10 protein-coding genes are annotated in these 16,865 nt (G+C 71.4%); 5 read left to right on the forward strand and 5 right to left on the reverse strand.

The features are described 5' to 3' along the window. Positions 1-12: 12 nt before the first annotated feature. Positions 13-531, reverse strand: a complete 519-nt coding sequence (locus GHR20_RS24520) for a hypothetical protein (RefSeq protein WP_111582095.1) — start codon at positions 529-531, stop codon at positions 13-15. 154 nt (positions 532-685) lie between these two features. Further along, positions 686-2,116, reverse strand: a complete 1,431-nt coding sequence (locus GHR20_RS24525; RefSeq protein WP_153814388.1) for an MFS transporter — start codon at positions 2,114-2,116, stop codon at positions 686-688. Positions 2,117-2,218: 102 nt separating this feature from the next. Here GHR20_RS24525 and GHR20_RS24530 point away from each other — a divergent pair, with 102 nt between their 5' ends. After that, complete coding sequence (locus tag GHR20_RS24530) at positions 2,219-3,100, forward strand: helix-turn-helix transcriptional regulator (RefSeq protein WP_153814389.1); 882 nt, start codon at positions 2,219-2,221, stop codon at positions 3,098-3,100. A gap of 135 nt (positions 3,101-3,235) precedes the next feature. Continuing rightward, the gene (locus GHR20_RS24535) at positions 3,236-4,606 is read left to right on the forward strand and encodes a S53 family peptidase (RefSeq protein WP_153814390.1); all 1,371 of its coding nucleotides are present in this window, start codon (positions 3,236-3,238) and stop codon (positions 4,604-4,606) included. Positions 4,607-4,701: 95 nt separating this feature from the next. Here GHR20_RS24535 and GHR20_RS24540 read toward each other — a convergent pair whose 3' ends face one another. Beyond that, on the reverse strand, positions 4,702-6,153 hold the full coding sequence (locus GHR20_RS24540; protein ID WP_153814391.1) for an MFS transporter: 1,452 nt from the start codon (positions 6,151-6,153) through the stop codon (positions 4,702-4,704). Between the two features lie 139 nt (positions 6,154-6,292). Between GHR20_RS24540 and dusB the strand changes: the two genes are divergently transcribed. After that, positions 6,293-7,423 (forward strand): tRNA dihydrouridine synthase DusB, encoded by a 1,131-nt coding sequence (dusB, locus tag GHR20_RS24545; protein WP_153814392.1) that lies wholly within the window; start codon positions 6,293-6,295, stop codon positions 7,421-7,423. A gap of 124 nt (positions 7,424-7,547) precedes the next feature. On the opposite strand, the gene GHR20_RS24550 is transcribed toward dusB, so the two are convergent. Together GHR20_RS24550 and GHR20_RS24555 are read right to left on the reverse strand one after the other, a co-directional pair. Continuing rightward, on the reverse strand, positions 7,548-9,488 hold the full coding sequence (locus GHR20_RS24550) for a glycogen debranching N-terminal domain-containing protein (protein ID WP_153814393.1): 1,941 nt from the start codon (positions 9,486-9,488) through the stop codon (positions 7,548-7,550). A gap of 145 nt (positions 9,489-9,633) precedes the next feature. Beyond that, the gene (locus GHR20_RS24555; protein WP_111582101.1) at positions 9,634-10,989 is read right to left on the reverse strand and encodes a hypothetical protein; all 1,356 of its coding nucleotides are present in this window, start codon (positions 10,987-10,989) and stop codon (positions 9,634-9,636) included. Between the two features lie 134 nt (positions 10,990-11,123). On the opposite strand from GHR20_RS24555, the gene GHR20_RS24560 reads away from it, so the two are divergent. Together GHR20_RS24560 and ppdK are read left to right on the forward strand one after the other, a co-directional pair. Continuing rightward, entirely contained in the window at positions 11,124-12,353 is a 1,230-nt protein-coding gene (locus GHR20_RS24560) for an ROK family protein (protein WP_187279024.1), read from the forward strand. A 397-nt stretch (positions 12,354-12,750) separates the two neighbouring features. Beyond that, positions 12,751-15,471, forward strand: a complete 2,721-nt coding sequence (gene ppdK, locus GHR20_RS24565) for a pyruvate, phosphate dikinase (RefSeq protein ID WP_111582103.1) — start codon at positions 12,751-12,753, stop codon at positions 15,469-15,471. The last annotated feature ends 1,394 nt before the right edge of the window (positions 15,472-16,865 follow it).

A 16,865-nucleotide genomic window follows, 5' to 3' on the forward strand; every position in this document is an offset into this window, starting at 1 on the left:
CGGTGACCGGCGTCAGCTGACCTTCACGCTGACCGGCGAGGACATGACCTTGCCGTCCTTCGTCACCACACGCACCGTCTCGTTGCCCTTGGCGGTGAAGGCGCGGCGGATGGTGAAGGTGCCGTTCCGGTTGACGGCGGTGGTGGACCGCAGCGTGGTCCACTTGCCGTTCATCCGGTGCTGGAGGACCAGCGTGGTGCCGGCCTTCACGCCCTTGACGCGACCGGCGAAGGCCACGGACTCGCCGTGCTTCACGGTCTTGTGGGAGGCCGCGACGGTGATGGAGCCCGCGGCGGTGGTCACCGCGGCGGTCTTCGGCATCGCCTTCTTGGTCGCCGAGCGGGTCGGCATCGGTTTCGGCTTCATCGTCGCCGTGCGCGTGGGCATCGGCTTCTTGGTCGTGGTCACCTTCGGGCTGGGGGCGCTGGTCGCCGCGGCGGCTCCGGCCGTACCGCCGGAGAGCAGCGCCACGGACAGTACGCCGGCGCCCAGAGCACGCCCGTAGCGGTGGTGGCGGAGTACGGAGGTCATGGTTATCTCCTGTCGCTCGATCGTTCGCTCGATCGGACGTAACCCAGGCTGACCCGACTTCGCTCCGTCGGCCACTCGAAGCGCTGCGTAACCGCCCCTGGTGATCTATGAAAGCGCAGGTCAGCGGCGCATTGCGACAGTTTTCTCGATCCCCTCAGCCCACCCGCCTCGGCAGCCGCAGCCCCAGCACCCCCGTCAGCACGATCCCCGCCAGCTGCGTGAGCAGCGTGACGACCAGCGCCTCACGCATCCCCACGTGCGGCACCAGCGTGAGGAACAGCGTCCCCAGCGTCGCCACCCCGAGCGCCAGCCCCGACTGCTGCGTGGTGACCAGCACCCCGCCGCCCACACCGGCGCGCGCCGCGGGCACCTCGGACAGCACCAGCCGCATCACATTGGGGAGTTGGAGCGCCTGACCGGCGCCGGCCACCGCCACTCCCGGCAGCAGCGCGGCGACACTCACCTGCGGCCAGTCGCGCCACACGGTCGCCGCGATCAGCAGCACACCGACGCCCTGCACGGCGGACCCGACCGGTATCACCCGGGTGCCGAACCGCCCCATCAGCCGCGGGCCCGCGAGCGACACGAACAGGAACACCACGGCCATCGGCGCGAGCGCCAGCCCCGCCGGCACCGGGCCCAGCCGCGCCCCCTCCTGGAGCGCCAGCGCGATCACGAACATGAACCCGCTGAAGCCGACCGAGAACGGCACGATCAGCACCAGCCCGCGGCGCAGCGAGGCCGGCCGCAGCAGGCTCGGCGGCACCAGGGGAGTGCGCCCCGCCCGGTCCGCCCGCCGCTCCACCAGCCAGAACCCGGCCGCCGCGAACGGGAACGCGGCCAGCGACAGCCAGGTCCACAGCGGCCAGCCCGCCGCCCGGCCCTCGGTGAGCGGCGCGAGCAGCGTCAGCAGGGACACCGCGAGCAGCACGGTGCCGGGGCCGTCGACGGGCTCCGGGTGCCGCGAACGGGTCTCCGGTACGAGTCGTACGGCCAGCACCAGGCCCAGCGCGACCACCGGCACATTGACCAGGAACACCGACCGCCAGCCGCTGCCGGCGATGTCGGCGGCGACCAGCACCCCGCCGAGCACCTGCCCGGCCACCATGGACAGTCCGGCCGTGGCGCCGTACAAGCTCATCGCCTTGGCGCGGCGCGCGCCCTGGGTGGCGGACTGGATGGTGGCGAGCACCTGCGGCAGCATCGCCGCCGCCGCGGCACCCTGCGCCACCCGCGCGGCCACCAGGCTCCACGCGTCCGGCGCCAGGCCGCAGGCCAGCGAGGTCAGCCCGAAGGCCGCCATGCCGCCGAGGAACAGCCGGCGGCGCCCGAACAGGTCCCCGAGCCGGCCGCCGAGCACGAGCAGCACGGCGTAGGCGACGCCGTACCCCGCCACGACCAGCTCCAGCACGGCCTCGCCCGCGTGCAGATCGGTGCCCATGGTCGGCAGGGCGACATTGACGATGAAGAAGTCGACCAGCGGCAGCGCCGCGGCCAGCAGAACGGTGAACAGCCCGGGGCCGCCGAGCACGGGCGCTGCGGCGGCCGCCCGGCGGGCGGCGGTGACGGTGACGGTCTCACTCATGACACCGAGCCTGCGCCGCGGCCCAGACGGGTACCAGAGTGTTCTCATCCTGGTACCAGGAGTACCTGGAAACAGGCTGACCGGCACGGCACCCTGGAGGGCATGGCCACCATGACGACCACCGCACCCGGTCTCGGGAGCGCCGCGGGCGGCGCGGAGATCCGGCGCCACGAACTGGCCGCCTTCCTGCGCAGCCGGCGCGAGCGCATCAGCCCCGAGCAGGTCGGCCTGCCGCGCGGCCCCCGCCGCCGGACGCCGGGGCTGCGCCGCGAGGAGGTGGCGCACCTGTCCGCGGTCGGCGTCACCTGGTACACGTGGCTGGAACAGGCGCGTGCCATCCAGGTCTCCGTACAGGTCCTGGACGCCCTCGCGCGCACCCTGCGGCTCGACGCCAGCGAGCGTGCCCATCTGTTCCAGCTGGCCGGCGCCAACGACCCGACGCCGGGGGCCCGTTGCCCGAGCGTGACGCCCGCGCTGCGCGAGATGCTGGACCGGCTCGGGCCGATCCCCGCCGCCGTGCAGAACAGCCGGTACGACATCCTCGCCTACAACCGCCCCTACGCCCTCCTCATGGGCGCCGACCTGGACGAGATCCCGCCCGAGGACCGCAACTGCGTCCTGCTCGCCTACACCGACCCCCACTGGCGGGCCGCGATCGTAAATTTGGAGGAGACCCAGCGGCTGATGGCCGCCCGGCTGCGGGCCGCCCTCGCCGGTCATCTGGGCGAGCCCGCCTGGAAGATGCTGCTCAAACGCCTGGAGGAATCACCGGAGTTCCGGGAGAACTGGGAGCGCTACGAGGTGGTCGGGCACCGCTCCAAGACCAAGGAGTTCGTCAACCCCCAGGTGGGACACCTGACGTTGGAGCACACCGATCTGTGGCTGGCCCCCGAACTGGGCGGCCGGATGGTGACGTACACGCCCAAGAACGAGGAGACGCGCGAGCGGCTGGAGCGGCTCCACCGGCTGGCGCGGGGGAGCTGATCAGTCCGCCGCGTACGGGTGCGGCTTCGGTAAAAGATTCGAAATCTACAGTTCAACAGGGTTGTCCTGTGCATGACTTGCTCGATGGGATGCGCGAGACCACTTCGGTCGACACCAGACCTCTCAGGGGATTTCATGCACATATCCCGTACCGGGCGAGGCATCGCGGCCGCCACCACCGGGGCTGCCGCTCTCGTCGCCGCCGCGCTGGCGACCGCCGCCCCCGCGAGCGTCGCCACCGCGGCTCCCGCGGCCGTGCCGCACACCTTCGCGGCTCCGGCCATCGCCGGGCACACCCTCGCCCACGACGTGGACAGCCCGATCTCCATCGCCCAGTGCCAGGCCAAGTGGCACATCAACTGCTACACCCCGCTCCAGTACCGCACCGCGTACAACCTGAACTCGCTCTACCGCAAGGGCGTCACGGGCAAGGGGCGCACGATCGTCATCGTGGACTCGTTCGGCTCCCCGACGATCCAGCACGACCTCGACGTGTACAGCAAGCAGTTCGGCATGGCGAGCACCAAGGTCTCGGTCGTCAAGTGGGGCAAGGTGCCCCCCTTCGACCCGAAGAACAGCGACATGACGGGCTGGGCGGGCGAGACCACCCTGGACGTCGAGATGGCCCACGCCGCCGCGCCCGGCGCCCGGATCGTGCTGGTCGAGACGGGGGTCGCGGAGACCGAGGGCGTCACCGGTCTGCCGGAGATGATGAGCGCCGAGAAGGCCCTGATCGACCACGGGGTCGGCGACGTCATCACGCAGAGCTTCGACGCGACCGAGAACACCTTCCCGGGCGTCGACCAGGGCGACTCCTCCAGCATCCGCAACCTGCGGTACGCGTTCAAGGACGCGGCCCGCAAGCAGGTGACGGTCCTCGCCTCCTCCGGTGACGACGGCCCCACCAACGGCACGCTGGACGGCTCGGGCGACTACACCAAGCAGGTCAACTCCTGGCCCTCCGCCGACCCGCTGGTCACCTCCGTCGGCGGCACCCAGCTGCACCTGGACGACCAGGGCAACCGGATCAAGCCCGACAGCGTCTACAACGACTACGGCGCGGGCGGCGGCGGTGTCTCCCACGTGTTCTCCCGGCCGGCCTTCCAGAACGGCGTGAAGAAGATCGTCGGCAACCACCGCGGCACCCCGGACATCTCGATGTCCGCCGCCGTCAACGGCGGTGCCTGGGTGTACTCCAGCTACGACCCGACGGCCGTCGGCTGGAACGTCTACGGCGGCACCAGCGAGTCCAGCCCGCTCTTCTCGGGCATCGTCGCGCTCGCCGACCAGGTCGCCGGGCACCGCCTGGGCAACGTCAACGCCGCGCTCTACCGCCTCGCCGGGCACAAGGGCACCGGCATCGTGGACGTCAACGACGGCACGGACAACACCTACGGCGGGGTCACCGGCTACCAGGCCGTCGACGGCTACGACATGGCCACCGGCGTCGGCACGCTGGACGCGCCGAGCTTCGTGAAGTCGCTGGCCAGGGCCGCCCGCCGCTGACGCGGAGCACGGACCACCGAACGAGAGGGAGCCGGCCCGGGTGCCGTACCCGGACCGGCTCTTCCTCGGCCCTCGCGGTCGCGGTCCCCGCGGTGTCAGACGCGGCCGGGCACGCCCACCGCCTGCCGGATCTCCGTGCTCTCCAGCCGCTCCGCCGCGCGCTCGGCCGTACGGCGGGCCCAGTGGCCGCTGGTGAGCAGGCCCAGCGCGAGCACCGCGAGACCGCAGGCCGTGAGAATCCACCAGCCGGGCCGCGCGGCGTCGACGAAGGTACTGCGGTACGACGACGAGCCGATGCCCGCGGCGAGGACCGCGCCGATCACCGCGACGCCGAGGGTCTGGCCCAGCTGCCGGCTGGTGGAGGCGACGGCGGCGGCCACCCCGGCCTGGGCGCGGGGCATGCCGGAGACGGCCGTGTTGGTGATCGGCGCGTTGACGAAGCCGAAGCCGATGCCGAACAGGACGTAGCCGAGGAACAGGGTGGTGTTCGAGGTCTCGGCCTCGAACAGCGCGAACATGAGGCCGCTGAGCGTCATGGCCGTACCGGCGACCAGCAGCGGCAGCCGGGGGCCGCGGGTGCCGACCAGGCGGCCGGACAGGGGCGCGCACAGGAAGGTCGGCGCGGCCATGGGGAGCATCCACAGGCCCGCGTGCAGGGCGTCGAGGCCGCGGACGTTCTGCAGGTACAGCGTCGACATGAACAGGAAGCCGCCGAGCGCGGCGAAGGCGCTGATCGCGATCACGGTCGCCCCGCTGAACGGCGCGGAGCGGAAGAAGCGCAGGTCGATGAGGGGTTCGTCACGCCAGGGCTCGTACCAGAGCAGGGCGCCCAGCGCGGCTGCGGCGATCACGAAGTACGGCGCGACCGAGGCGAGGCCGGAGCCGGGCGCCTGGATGATGCCGTAGGTCAGCGCGCCGAACAGGGCGATCACCAGCACCTGGCCCACCGGGTCGGGGCGGCGGCCCTTGGGGGCGCGGGACTCCGGGACGAAACGCAGGGTCAGCAGCAGCGCCGCGAGGCCGATCGGGAGGTTGATCCAGAAGATCGCGCGCCAGCTCACGGACTGCACCAGCAGGCCGCCGACCAGCGGGCCGAGCGCCATGGATATGCCGACCACCGCGCCCCAGACGCCGATGGCGCGGGCGCGCTCACGGGCGTCGGTGAAGGTGTTGGTGATGATCGACATGGCGACCGGGTTGAGCATCGAGCCGCCGATGGCCTGGACCATGCGGAAGACCACGAGCAGGGACAGGCTGGGGGCGAGCGAGCACAGCACCGAGCCGATGGTGAACACCACGAGGCCGGCCATGAAGACGCGCTTGCGGCCGATCCGGTCGGCGGTGGAGCCGGCCAGCATCAGCAGCGAGGCCAGGACCAGGGTGTATGCGTCGATGGTCCACTGAAGACCGGAGGTGGTGGCGTGCAGATCGCGCTGCATCGAGGGCAGCGCCACATTCAGCACGGTGTTGTCGAGGCTCACGATCAGCAGGCTCATGCAGCAGATCGCGAGCACGAGCATGCGCCTGCGGGGACTCAGCTCTGGCATGCGCGTCATCGTACGCCGACTTCGATAGTGCGTCTAACTAATGACTAGTACACGGGCTCGGGGCACGCCGACCGGTGAGGGACAATGGTTCCTTGCCCCCTTCCGTTGTACATCCGTACGTCCGTCCCGGAGCCGTCTGATGACCAACCCGCTCTCCATCGGCCCGCACACCGTGACTCCGCCCGTCGTGCTCGCACCCATGGCCGGGATCACGAACGCGCCCTTCCGCACGCTGTGCCGCGAGTTCAGCGGGGGCAAGGGGCTGTACGTCAGCGAGATGATCACGACTCGGGCGCTGGTCGAGCGCAACGACAAGACCATGCAGCTGATCAGGTTCGACGCGAGCGAGACGCCGCGGTCGATCCAGCTGTACGGCGTCGACCCCGCGACCGTCGGCAAGGCCGTCCGCATGATCGCGGAGGAGGGCCTGGCCGATCACATCGACCTGAACTTCGGCTGCCCGGTCCCCAAGGTGACCCGCAAGGGCGGCGGCTCGGCGCTGCCGTACAAGCGGAACCTGCTGCGGGCGATCCTGCGCGAGGCGGTGTCCGGGGCGGGGGACCTGCCGGTGACGATGAAGATGCGCAAGGGCATCGACGACGACCACATCACCTACCTCGACGCCGGGCGGATCGCCGTCGAGGAGGGTGTGACGGCGATCGCGCTGCACGGCCGTACGGCGGCGCAGCACTACGGCGGCACCGCCGACTGGGACGCGATCGCGCGGCTGAAGGAGCATGTGCCGGAGATCCCGGTGCTCGGCAACGGGGACATCTGGTCGGCCGAGGACGCGCTGCGGATGGTCCGGGTGACCGGGTGCGACGGGGTGGTCGTGGGCCGCGGCTGCCTGGGCCGCCCCTGGCTCTTCGCCGACCTCGTGGCCGCCTTCGAGGGCCGCTCCGACTTCCAGAGGCCCGAGCTGCGCCAGGTCGCCGACGTGATGGTCCGGCACGCCCGGCTGCTCGGCGAATGGCTCGGCGACGAGTCCAAGGGCGTGATCGACTTCCGCAAGCACGTCGCCTGGTACCTGAAGGGCTTCGCGGTCGGCTCCGAGATGCGCAAGCGCCTCGCCATCACCTCCTCCCTCGCGGAACTCCGCTCCGGCCTCGACGAACTCGACCTCTCCCAGCCCTGGCCCACCGGCGCCGACGGCCCCCGCGGCCGCACCTCCGGCAACAACCGGGTCGTCCTCCCGGACGGCTGGCTGAAGGACCCGTACGACTGCGCGGGCGTGACCGAGGACGCGGAACTGGACACATCGGGCGGCTGAGCCGTGCGCGGCCGGAGAGCCGGGCCGGGCCATGGGCCCATCGCCGGACTCCGGGCCGCAGAGCCGGTCCCGGCACCCCCCCGGGGCCCGGCACCCCCGGGGTCCCGGCACCCTCCTGGTGTCCCTACGCCCCTCCCACCGCTGTCAGCAGGGCCAGCGGGGCCGCCGCGGAGCGGGATTCGCGGGTGCAGGCGTGGGGGTAGGGGACCGGTTCGGGGTGGGTGGCGCGGGGGTAGCCGGCCAGCACCTCGGGGAGACGGTGGGCAGGGGAGAGGGACGCCGCCTCCACCAGCGCGTGCGCCACCGTCCGGGCCTCGTCGTGCAGGCCGTAACGGGCCAGGCCCAGGGCGATCAGGGCGTTGTCGTGGGGCCAGACGGAGCCGCGGTGCGGGGAGAGCGGGTGGTAGGCGGGCTGGTCGGCGGCCAGCGTGCGCACGCCCCAGCCGGAGAAGAAGTCGGGCTCCAGCAGCCGCCGCCCCACCACCTCGCCGTACTCCTTGTCCAGCAGACCGGTCCACAGCAGATGCCCCGCGTCGGAGGCCAGCGCGTCGATCCTGCGGCCCTCCGCGTCCAGGGCCAGCGCCGGGAAGGACGCCTCCCGCATCCAGAAGTCCCGCTGGAAGCGGTCGCGCAGATCGGCCGCCGCCTGCTCCAGCAGCGCCGCGTACGTCCCGTCGGCCCACACCGTCCGCGCCACCCACGCCGTCCGCCGCAGCGCGTCGTACGCATAGCCCTGCGCGCCCGCCGCCATCACCGCCCCGCTGGGCCGCGTACCGTCGGCGCGGCAGATCGCGCCGGGCGAGTCCTTCCAGTTCTGGTTGGCGAGACCGCCCTCGTCTGCGCGGTAGACGAGATAGCCGCGCGAGGTCAGCCCGCCGTGGTCCAGCATCCAGCCGACCGCGGCCCGCGCGTGCGCCTCCAGCCGGCGGGCCGGCGCCAGATCACCGGTCTGCTCGGTGTACGCGCCGAGCAGCACGAGGAACAGCGGGGTCGCGTCCACCGAGCCGTAGTACCGCGCGTACGGCACCTGCCCGAAGTGCGCCAGCTCCCCGTGCCGTACCTCGTGCACGATCTTCCCCGGCTCGGCGCCCCGCGCGCCCCCGGCACCGCCCGCCTGGGTCGCGGCCAGCGCGAAGAGCGTCGCGGCGGCCGGCCGGGGCCGGTAGGGGAGCGCGAACAGGGAGGTGAGCAGCGCGTCCCGGGCGAGCAGCGTCAGATACCAGGGCGCCCCGCCGGTCGGCACCCGCAGTTCCTCGCCGTCCGGACCCGTCGCCGCGACCTGGAGCGCCGCCAGGTCGGTGAGCCCCCGCGCACAGGCCGCCGCCAGCTCCGGCCATCCGGTCGGGAACGCCACGCCCTCCACGAACTCGGCTTCCAGGGCGTTGAGTTGGTCCGCCATGGCGGACGGGTCCCGGGGCACCCGCAGCGCGCGCCGGTCGCCGTGCGGCCGCGCCATCACCCGCAGGACCAGCTCCCGCGTCCCGTGCGGCGGCAGTTCCAGCGTCCACACCAGCCGGCGGGCGCCCGTCCCCGTCTCCTCCACCGCCTGCGGCGCCGGATCCGCCGTGATCGTCGTACACGAACGCCATTCCGCGCGCCGGTACGTGAACTCGATCCCGTCGTCCAGCACCATCCGCGAACGCAGCGCACCCGCCTTGACGTACGTCCGGTGATCGGGACGCAGCTCGAACTGGTCGGCGAAGTCCGCGTCCGCGGTGATCGCCAGCCGGATGGTCGTCGGCACCGGACGATTGCTCGTCACCCGGACCGTCTCCACGAACGAGTTGTCCCCGACCGCCTGTTCACGGAAGAGCGTGTGCGCGGGCGGCTCCGGACGCGCCCCGCGCGGTACGAGGACGCAGCGCGCGGTGCCGCCGTCCGCGACCGGGGTGAGCACCTCGGGCACCGCCCCGTCCACGGTGAGCTGCCAGCGGCTGAGATGCCGGGCGTCGCGCACGAACAACCCGTCCGGGGAGCCGCCGCCCCGGACCCCGCTGATGTCGCCCCGATCGCCCACGGCGGCGAACGTGGCGCCGTGCACGAGCAGATGCTGCCGGTCGGTCATCCCCGGTCCCTTCCCTCGTCGCTCTGTCGAACGTGCCGGTGCCCGCCTTGGACACGCCTCGCGACGGGCGCTTGAGCTCTTCATGCAGGTCGCTTGAGACGCCCTTTAGCCGCCCGAGACGCCCTTCGTGCGCGGGGGTGGCCCGTCACCCGGGCCGGTCGAGCAGTCTGTGGTGCAGATCGAGCGCGAGCGCCGCCGTCCAGCCGAAGCCGGTCGCGCCGCACGCCTCGCCCGTGTACGGATCGACGTACTCGGCGAAGCCGGACGCCTCGGCCAGCTCCAGCAGCGCCGCCCCGAGCGCGTCGGCCGGCCCCCGCTCGCCGTGCAGCCGCAGCCCCCGCTCCACCAGCCAGCTCGTGTTGAACCAGGCGGGGCCCCGCCAGTACCGGTGCGGATCGAACGCCTCGCCGAGCAGGTCGTAACTGGGCACCAGCCGGGTCGCGCCGCCGAACCCGAAGTGCGGCCCGGTCAGGGTGCGCACCAGCGCGGTGACCAACTCGCCGGGGAGCGTGGGCAGAAGAAGCGGAATCAGGCCGGACACACCGCGTTCGGGAATCAGTTCGCCGCCGCTCACATCCCGGCACAGGAACATCCCGGACTCCGCGCTCCACAGCCGCTCCACCAGTGCCGACGTCAGCCGCTCGGCCCGCGCGTGCCGGGCGCCGGGGCTCGCGCCCAACTCGGCCGCGATCTGCGCGAGGGCGTGCTCGGAGGCGATGAGCAGGGCGTTGAAGGACGGGTCCTCCACCGCGAACTCCCCGTGTCCGTCCTCGTACCGGTGGTCCCGGTAGGCCACGGCCAGCCGTACGTACCGCCCGTAGTCCAGATCCGTCGGCCGGTCCTCCGGCGCGCCGTGGTCCAGGTCGGCCCGGCGGAAGGAGCGGGCCGGCGCCGGCTCGATCCGCGCGAGCGGCGCGTCCCAGCAGGGGCTGTTGTCCATCCCCTGCTCCCAGGGGTGTACGACGGACACCAGACCGCCGCCGCCCAGGTCCCGGCGCCGCAGCAGATAGCGGTGCCAGGCCGCCAGCCTCGGGTAGACCCGGGCCAGGAAGCCCCGGGCGTGCGAGAGCCCGGGGTCGGCGCGGTGCACCAGCCAGGCCGCCAGCGCGTGCACCGGTGGCTGCACGATGCCGGACGTCTGTACGGTGCGCGGGGCGCCCGCCGCGCGTCCCGCGGTGCTGGAGCGCCAGAAGTCCGGGCCGGGGAAGTAGGCGTCGAGGGGGACGGAGGGGTTGAAGACGATGTGCGGCACGCGTCCGTCCGCCCACTGGGCGGACAGCAGCGTCTCCAGCTCGGTCTGCGCGCGCAGCGGCGACAGGTGCCGCAGCCCGATCGCGATGAACGCCGAGTCCCAGGACCACTGGTGCGGATACAGGCCCCGGGAGGGGACCGTCGAGGCGCCCGTCCAGTTGGCGTCGAGCACCCGCGCGGCCCGCACCGGCAGGGCGTCCGGGGGCGCGTACGACAGTGCGTGGGCGGTGAGTTGGGCGGTGCGGTCCACTCGGGGCTCCCCGAAGACGACGACGTCCGGACGCACGGCCGACCGGGTTCGGCATCGGCCGCCGTAGAGTTACGTCTATTTAACACGCAAAACCCACTATGTAATGCACGCTAGGGAAACACAAGGGGGTGCGCATGACCGGACGTCCGGGGAGGAACGGGATGAACTCCAGGAACGGCAGTCAGGCAGGCGCCGGAGATCTGCTCGAACTGGTGCGCAGCGGACGGGCGGTGACCCGGGGCGCGCTCCAGCAGGCGACCGGGCTCTCCCGGGCGACCGTCGGCCAGCGCCTGGACCGGCTGTTCCGGGCCGGCTGGCTGCGCGAGGGCGCCGGCGGGCCGGTCGACTCGCCGCTCGGCGGACGCCCCTCCATCACCCTGGAGTTCGACGGCGACCACGCGGTCGTCCTCGTCGCCGACCTCGACACCCGGCACGCGCGCGCCGCCGTGCTCTCCCTGACCGGCGAGATCCTGGCCGAGCACTCCGGCACCCTGGTGATCGAGGAGGGCCCGGACCTGGTCCTCGCCGAACTCGGCCGCTGGTTCGGCGAGTTGCTGGAGAAAACCGGGCAGCGGCCGGCCGAGGTGTGCGGCATCGGGCTCGCGGTCCCGGGCCCGGTGGACAGCGCGACCGGCCGGGTGGTGCAGCCCCCGATGATGCCCGGCTGGGACGGGTACGACCTGACGGGCCGCCTCTCCCGCGCCTTCACCGAACACACCGGGGCACCCCCGGTCCCGGTCCTGGTGGACAACGACGCCAACCTCATGGCGTACGGCGAGCAGCGCGCCGGACACCCGGACTGCGCGGCCTTCGTGCTGGTCAAGGTGTCCACCGGCATAGGCGCGGGCGTCGTGGTCGACGGCTCCATATACCGGGGGATCGACGGCGGCGCGGGCGACATCGGGCACATAAGGGTGGGCGCGGACGCGCTGTGCCGGTGCGGTTCGTACGGCTGTCTCGCCGCCGTCGCCAGCGGTGGCGCGGTGGCCCGGCGCCTCGCGGCCACCGGGGTGCCGGCCGCCTCCGGCTCGGACGTACGGGATCTGCTGGCGGCGGGGCACCCGGAGGCGGCGGCGCTGGCCCGGGAGGCGGGGCGCCGGGTCGGGGACGTCCTGGCGACCGTCGTCACGCTGCTCAACCCGGGCGTGCTGATGATCGCCGGAGATCTGGCCGGAACACCCTTCCTCACCGGCGTACGGGAACTGCTCTACCAGCGGGCGCTGCCGCGCTCCACGGCGCACCTGGACGTGGTCACCTCCCGGCTGGGGGAACGAGCCGCGCTCATCGGAGCGGGGGCGCTCGTGGTGGAACACCTGTATGCGCCGGAGCGGGTGGAGGAGAGATTGCGGGCGCTGGGGGTGTGAGAGGGCGCCGGAGCGGGGTCCGGATGGTGAAATCCGGGGCTCTGTGACAGCGTGATTCTCGCCACCCTTGATAAGGGTCGCGCTCATATGAGCGGTTGGAAGGTGGCTGCACTTCTCCAAAGGGTGGCACTGGGTGCCACCCTTTGATCGTTCATCGATCGAACTCAGGCGTGGCGTGTGACGCTCATGTGAGCATTAAACCCCCTCATTCGGTGGGTTTGTCTTCAAGAAGTGAACGTATGAACGCGTGTCGACTTGCCAAGCTTTGACTTTCGATCCGCTGGCGGACGGGTGGTTACATGCACATGACCCGCAAGTGGACGTACCCATGTGCCTTCGATCTGGGTATGTTCCTGGCCGTCAGGGCAGCCACCGTGGCCTCAAGGAGTCGAGTCCCGTGTCGGAAAACAAAGCACCCCACGTAGCGAAGTTCGTTTACGACTTCACCGAGGGAAACAAGGACCTCAAAGACCTCCTCGGTGGCAAGGGCGCGAACCTCGCCGAGATGACCAACCTGGGTCTTCCGGTTCCTCCCGGTTTCACCATCACCACGGAAGCCTGCAAGGGCTACCTGGAGAACGGCGAGGAGCCGGCGGCACTGCGTGACGAGGTGAGTGCGCACCTCGACGCCCTCGAGGCCCGCATGGGCAAGAAGCTCGGCCAGGCGGACGATCCGCTGCTGGTGTCGGTGCGTTCGGGCGCCAAGTTCTCCATGCCCGGCATGATGGACACGGTCCTCAACATCGGCCTGTCGGACAAGTCGGTGCAGGGCCTGGCCAAGCAGGCCGGCGACGAGCGCTTCGCGTGGGACTCCTACCGCCGCCTCATCCAGATGTTCGGCAAGACCGTCCTCGGCGTCGACGGCGACCTCTTCGAGGAGGCCCTGGACAAGGCCAAGGACGCCAAGAAGATCAAGGTCGACACCGACCTGGAGGCCGCCGACCTCAAGAAGCTGGTCACCGCCTTCAAGAAGATCGTCAAGAAGGAGGCCGGCCGGGACTTCCCGCAGGACCCGCGGGAGCAGATGGACCTCGCCATCAAGGCCGTCTTCGAGTCCTGGAACGGCGACCGCGCCAAGCTCTACCGCCGCCAGGAGCGCATCCCGCACGACCTGGGCACCGCCGTCAACGTCTGCTCCATGGTCTTCGGCAACCTCGGCCCCGACTCCGGCACCGGCGTCGCCTTCACCCGCGACCCCGCCTCCGGCCACCAGGGCGTCTACGGCGACTACCTCCAGAACGCCCAGGGCGAGGACGTGGTGGCGGGCATCCGCAACACCGTCCCGCTGGCGGAGCTGGAGCAGATCGACAAGAAGTCGTACGACCAGCTGATGCAGATCATGGAGACGCTGGAGAACCACTACAAGGACCTCTGCGACATCGAGTTCACGATCGAGCGCGGTCAGTTGTGGATGCTCCAGACCCGGGTCGGCAAGCGCACCGCGGGCGCCGCGTTCCGCATCGCCACCCAGCTGGTGGACCAGGGCCTGATCGACGAGACCGAGGCGCTCCAGCGCGTCACCGGCGCCCAGCTGGCCCAGCTGATGTTCCCCCGCTTCGACGAGCAGGCGAAGGTCGAGCAGGTCGGGCGCGGCATCGCGGCGTCGCCGGGCGCGGCGGTCGGCAAGGCGGTCTTCGACTCGTACACGGCCGTCAAGTGGTCGCGCTCGGGCGAGAAGGTCATCCTGGTCCGCCGGGAGACCAACCCCGACGACCTCGACGGCATGATCGCGGCCGAGGGCATCCTGACCTCGCGCGGCGGCAAGACCTCGCACGCGGCCGTGGTCGCGCGCGGCATGGGCAAGACCTGTGTCTGCGGCGCGGAGGAGCTGGAGGTCGACACCAAGCGGCGCCGTATGACGGTCCCCGGCGGCCATGTGGTCGAGGAAGGCGACGTCATCTCCATCGACGGCTCCACCGGCAAGGTCTACCTGGGCGAGGTCCCGGTGGTCCCCTCCCCGGTCGTGGAGTACTTCGAGGGCCGGATGCACCCGGGCGCGGACGACGCGGACGAACTGGTCGAGGCCGTGCACCGGATGATGGCCTTCGCCGACCGCAAGCGCCGGCTGCGGGTGCGGGCCAACGCCGACAACGCCGAGGACGCGCTGCGCGCCCGCCGCTTCGGCGCCCAGGGCATCGGCCTGTGCCGCACCGAGCACATGTTCCTCGGTGAGCGCCGCGAGATGGTCGAGAAGCTGATCCTCGCGGACACCGGCGAGGAGCGCGAGGCGGCCCTCACCGAGCTGCTCCCGCTCCAGAAGAAGGACTTCGTCGAGCTGTTCGAGGCGATGGACGGCCTGCCCGTCACCATCCGCCTCCTCGACCCGCCGCTGCACGAGTTCCTGCCCGACATCACGGAGCTCTCCGTGCGGGTGGCCCTCGCCGAGTCCCGCCAGGAGCCGCACGAGAACGACCTGCGCCTGCTCCAGGCCGTGCACCGGCTGCACGAGCAGAACCCGATGCTCGGCCTGCGCGGCGTGCGCCTCGGTCTGGTCATCCCCGGTCTGTTCGCCATGCAGGTCCGCGCGATCGCCGAGGCAGCCGCGGAGCGCAAGGGCGCGAAGGGCGACCCGCGCGCCGAGGTCATGATCCCGCTCGTGGGCACGGTCCAGGAGCTGGAGATCGTCCGCGAGGAGGCCGACAGGGTCATCGCGGAGGTCCAGGCGGCGACGGGCACCGAGCTGAAGCTGGCGATCGGCACGATGATCGAGCTGCCGCGGGCCGCGCTGACCGCCGGTCAGATCGCGGAGGCGGCGGAGTTCTTCTCCTTCGGCACCAACGACCTCACGCAGACGGTCTGGGGCTTCAGCCGGGACGACGTGGAGGCATCCTTCTTCACGGCCTACCTGGAGAAGGGCATCTTCGGTGTCTCCCCCTTCGAGACGATCGACAAGGACGGCGTGGGCTCCCTGGTGAAGCTGGCCGCGGAGGCCGGCCGCCGCACCCGCCCCGACCTCAAGCTCGGCGTCTGCGGCGAGCACGGCGGCGACCCGGAGTCGGTCCACTTCTTCCACGAGGTCGGCCTGGACTACGTCTCCTGCTCCCCGTTCCGCATCCCGGTCGCCCGCCTCGAAGCGGGCCGCGCGGCGACCCAGTCCACGGGCAGCGACCACCGCTGACCCCTGCCGGGCCCCGACCCCCGGGCCCGCCGTCGGCCCCGACCCTCACCCGACCGACGCCGGCCCGGCCCCGGCCCCGAAAAGAGGCGGCACCCTGTGCGGGGGTGCCGCCTCTTCGTGCATGATCTGCGGAGGCTGTCAAGTCAGGCTGCTGACCAGCGTAAATGGTGTTTGCTCGCGTTGGATTCCGTTGAACCCGCGTGACGCCGTTGTGCCCTCGTTGTGCCCTCCCGGTGAGGCTGGTTCCTGCCACGCGCTGTGGCGGCCGCCAAGCCCGTGCAACCCACTTTGCAGGTTTGTCCGGGCTGGTGAGAGCGTGGTACCGATCGGTCGTCGGCGTTCGGAGCCGTACACGGGATGCACCCGCAGGGGAGCGGAGAACGGCTGTGGACGGTCTCGTACGGCGACGAACGAGAGGGAAACTGAGACGGGCGCCGCGCCCTCGGGAGCCTGAACAGACCAGGGCAACGGGCGGTTCAGAGTCGAGGGACGACGCCACCGACCCCCCGGCCTCTGCCGATCATGTGCATACGCCAGGATTCGCTACCCTGGCCAGCCCGCGACCAGCGCATTCCTGTTTCGCCACTTGGCGCGCCACCCTGTTCGCAAGGCAGATTCGCTACCCAAATTGGGGCAAACTGCCGAGCGTATCTTGACCATGCTTGAGTACGCCGTCTACTTGCGGTTATCTCGTCTGGTGACGTCGGGCGAAGCAGTCGCCCGACGCGATGACTTCCCGCGTACGCAGAAGGCCCGGCCTCGGGATGCACCCCGTAGCCGGGCCAGTGCGCGGGGACAGGGTGGGTCCGGCCGAGTATGCAGCGGTCGGGCCCACTCGCCCTGACCAGCCGTCCGGTTCACCCTCTTACGCGTCACATGAAGTGATCAACGCATCCCGCAATGGCCGTGACCGCCGTGAGGAATAGCGCCGCCAACTGCACCCAGTCCGCCTCTTGGCGTCGCCGCCGGCGCCTACTTCGTCCCGTCGATCGCTCCATCTCGCCGATCTCCCATCTCTCTGCGTTCCCAACCTTGTTGGGACCTGCCGATCCGGCAGGCGTTCCAGGAGAGACGCATCGGCCTCTGGCAACCTACCGGCGCGCCAGGGGTCCGCACGACCAGACGCACCCGTTCGCCAGGCTTCGCCAGGGTTAACTTCGGGGACCGCTGCCGGGGCAACGAACAGTGCTGGGCGGCACGGGGTCTAGGAGGGACGGGCGTCAGAAGGCGGACTGTCGACCAGCGCAGCCTTCGCTGCTGTATCGCCGACGGCCCGAAGCGGACGTCTCAGGCTTGATCGTGCGCCACGCCGCACGGCCATTCAGCGAGCAGCCTCCTACTCCCACCGGTTCGGCTGGCGCCTCGGGGTGCTCCTGGGCACCACCGCTGTCGTG

Source organism: Streptomyces sp. SUK 48 (genome assembly GCF_009650765.1).
Classification (GTDB): Bacteria; Actinomycetota; Actinomycetes; order Streptomycetales; family Streptomycetaceae; genus Streptomyces.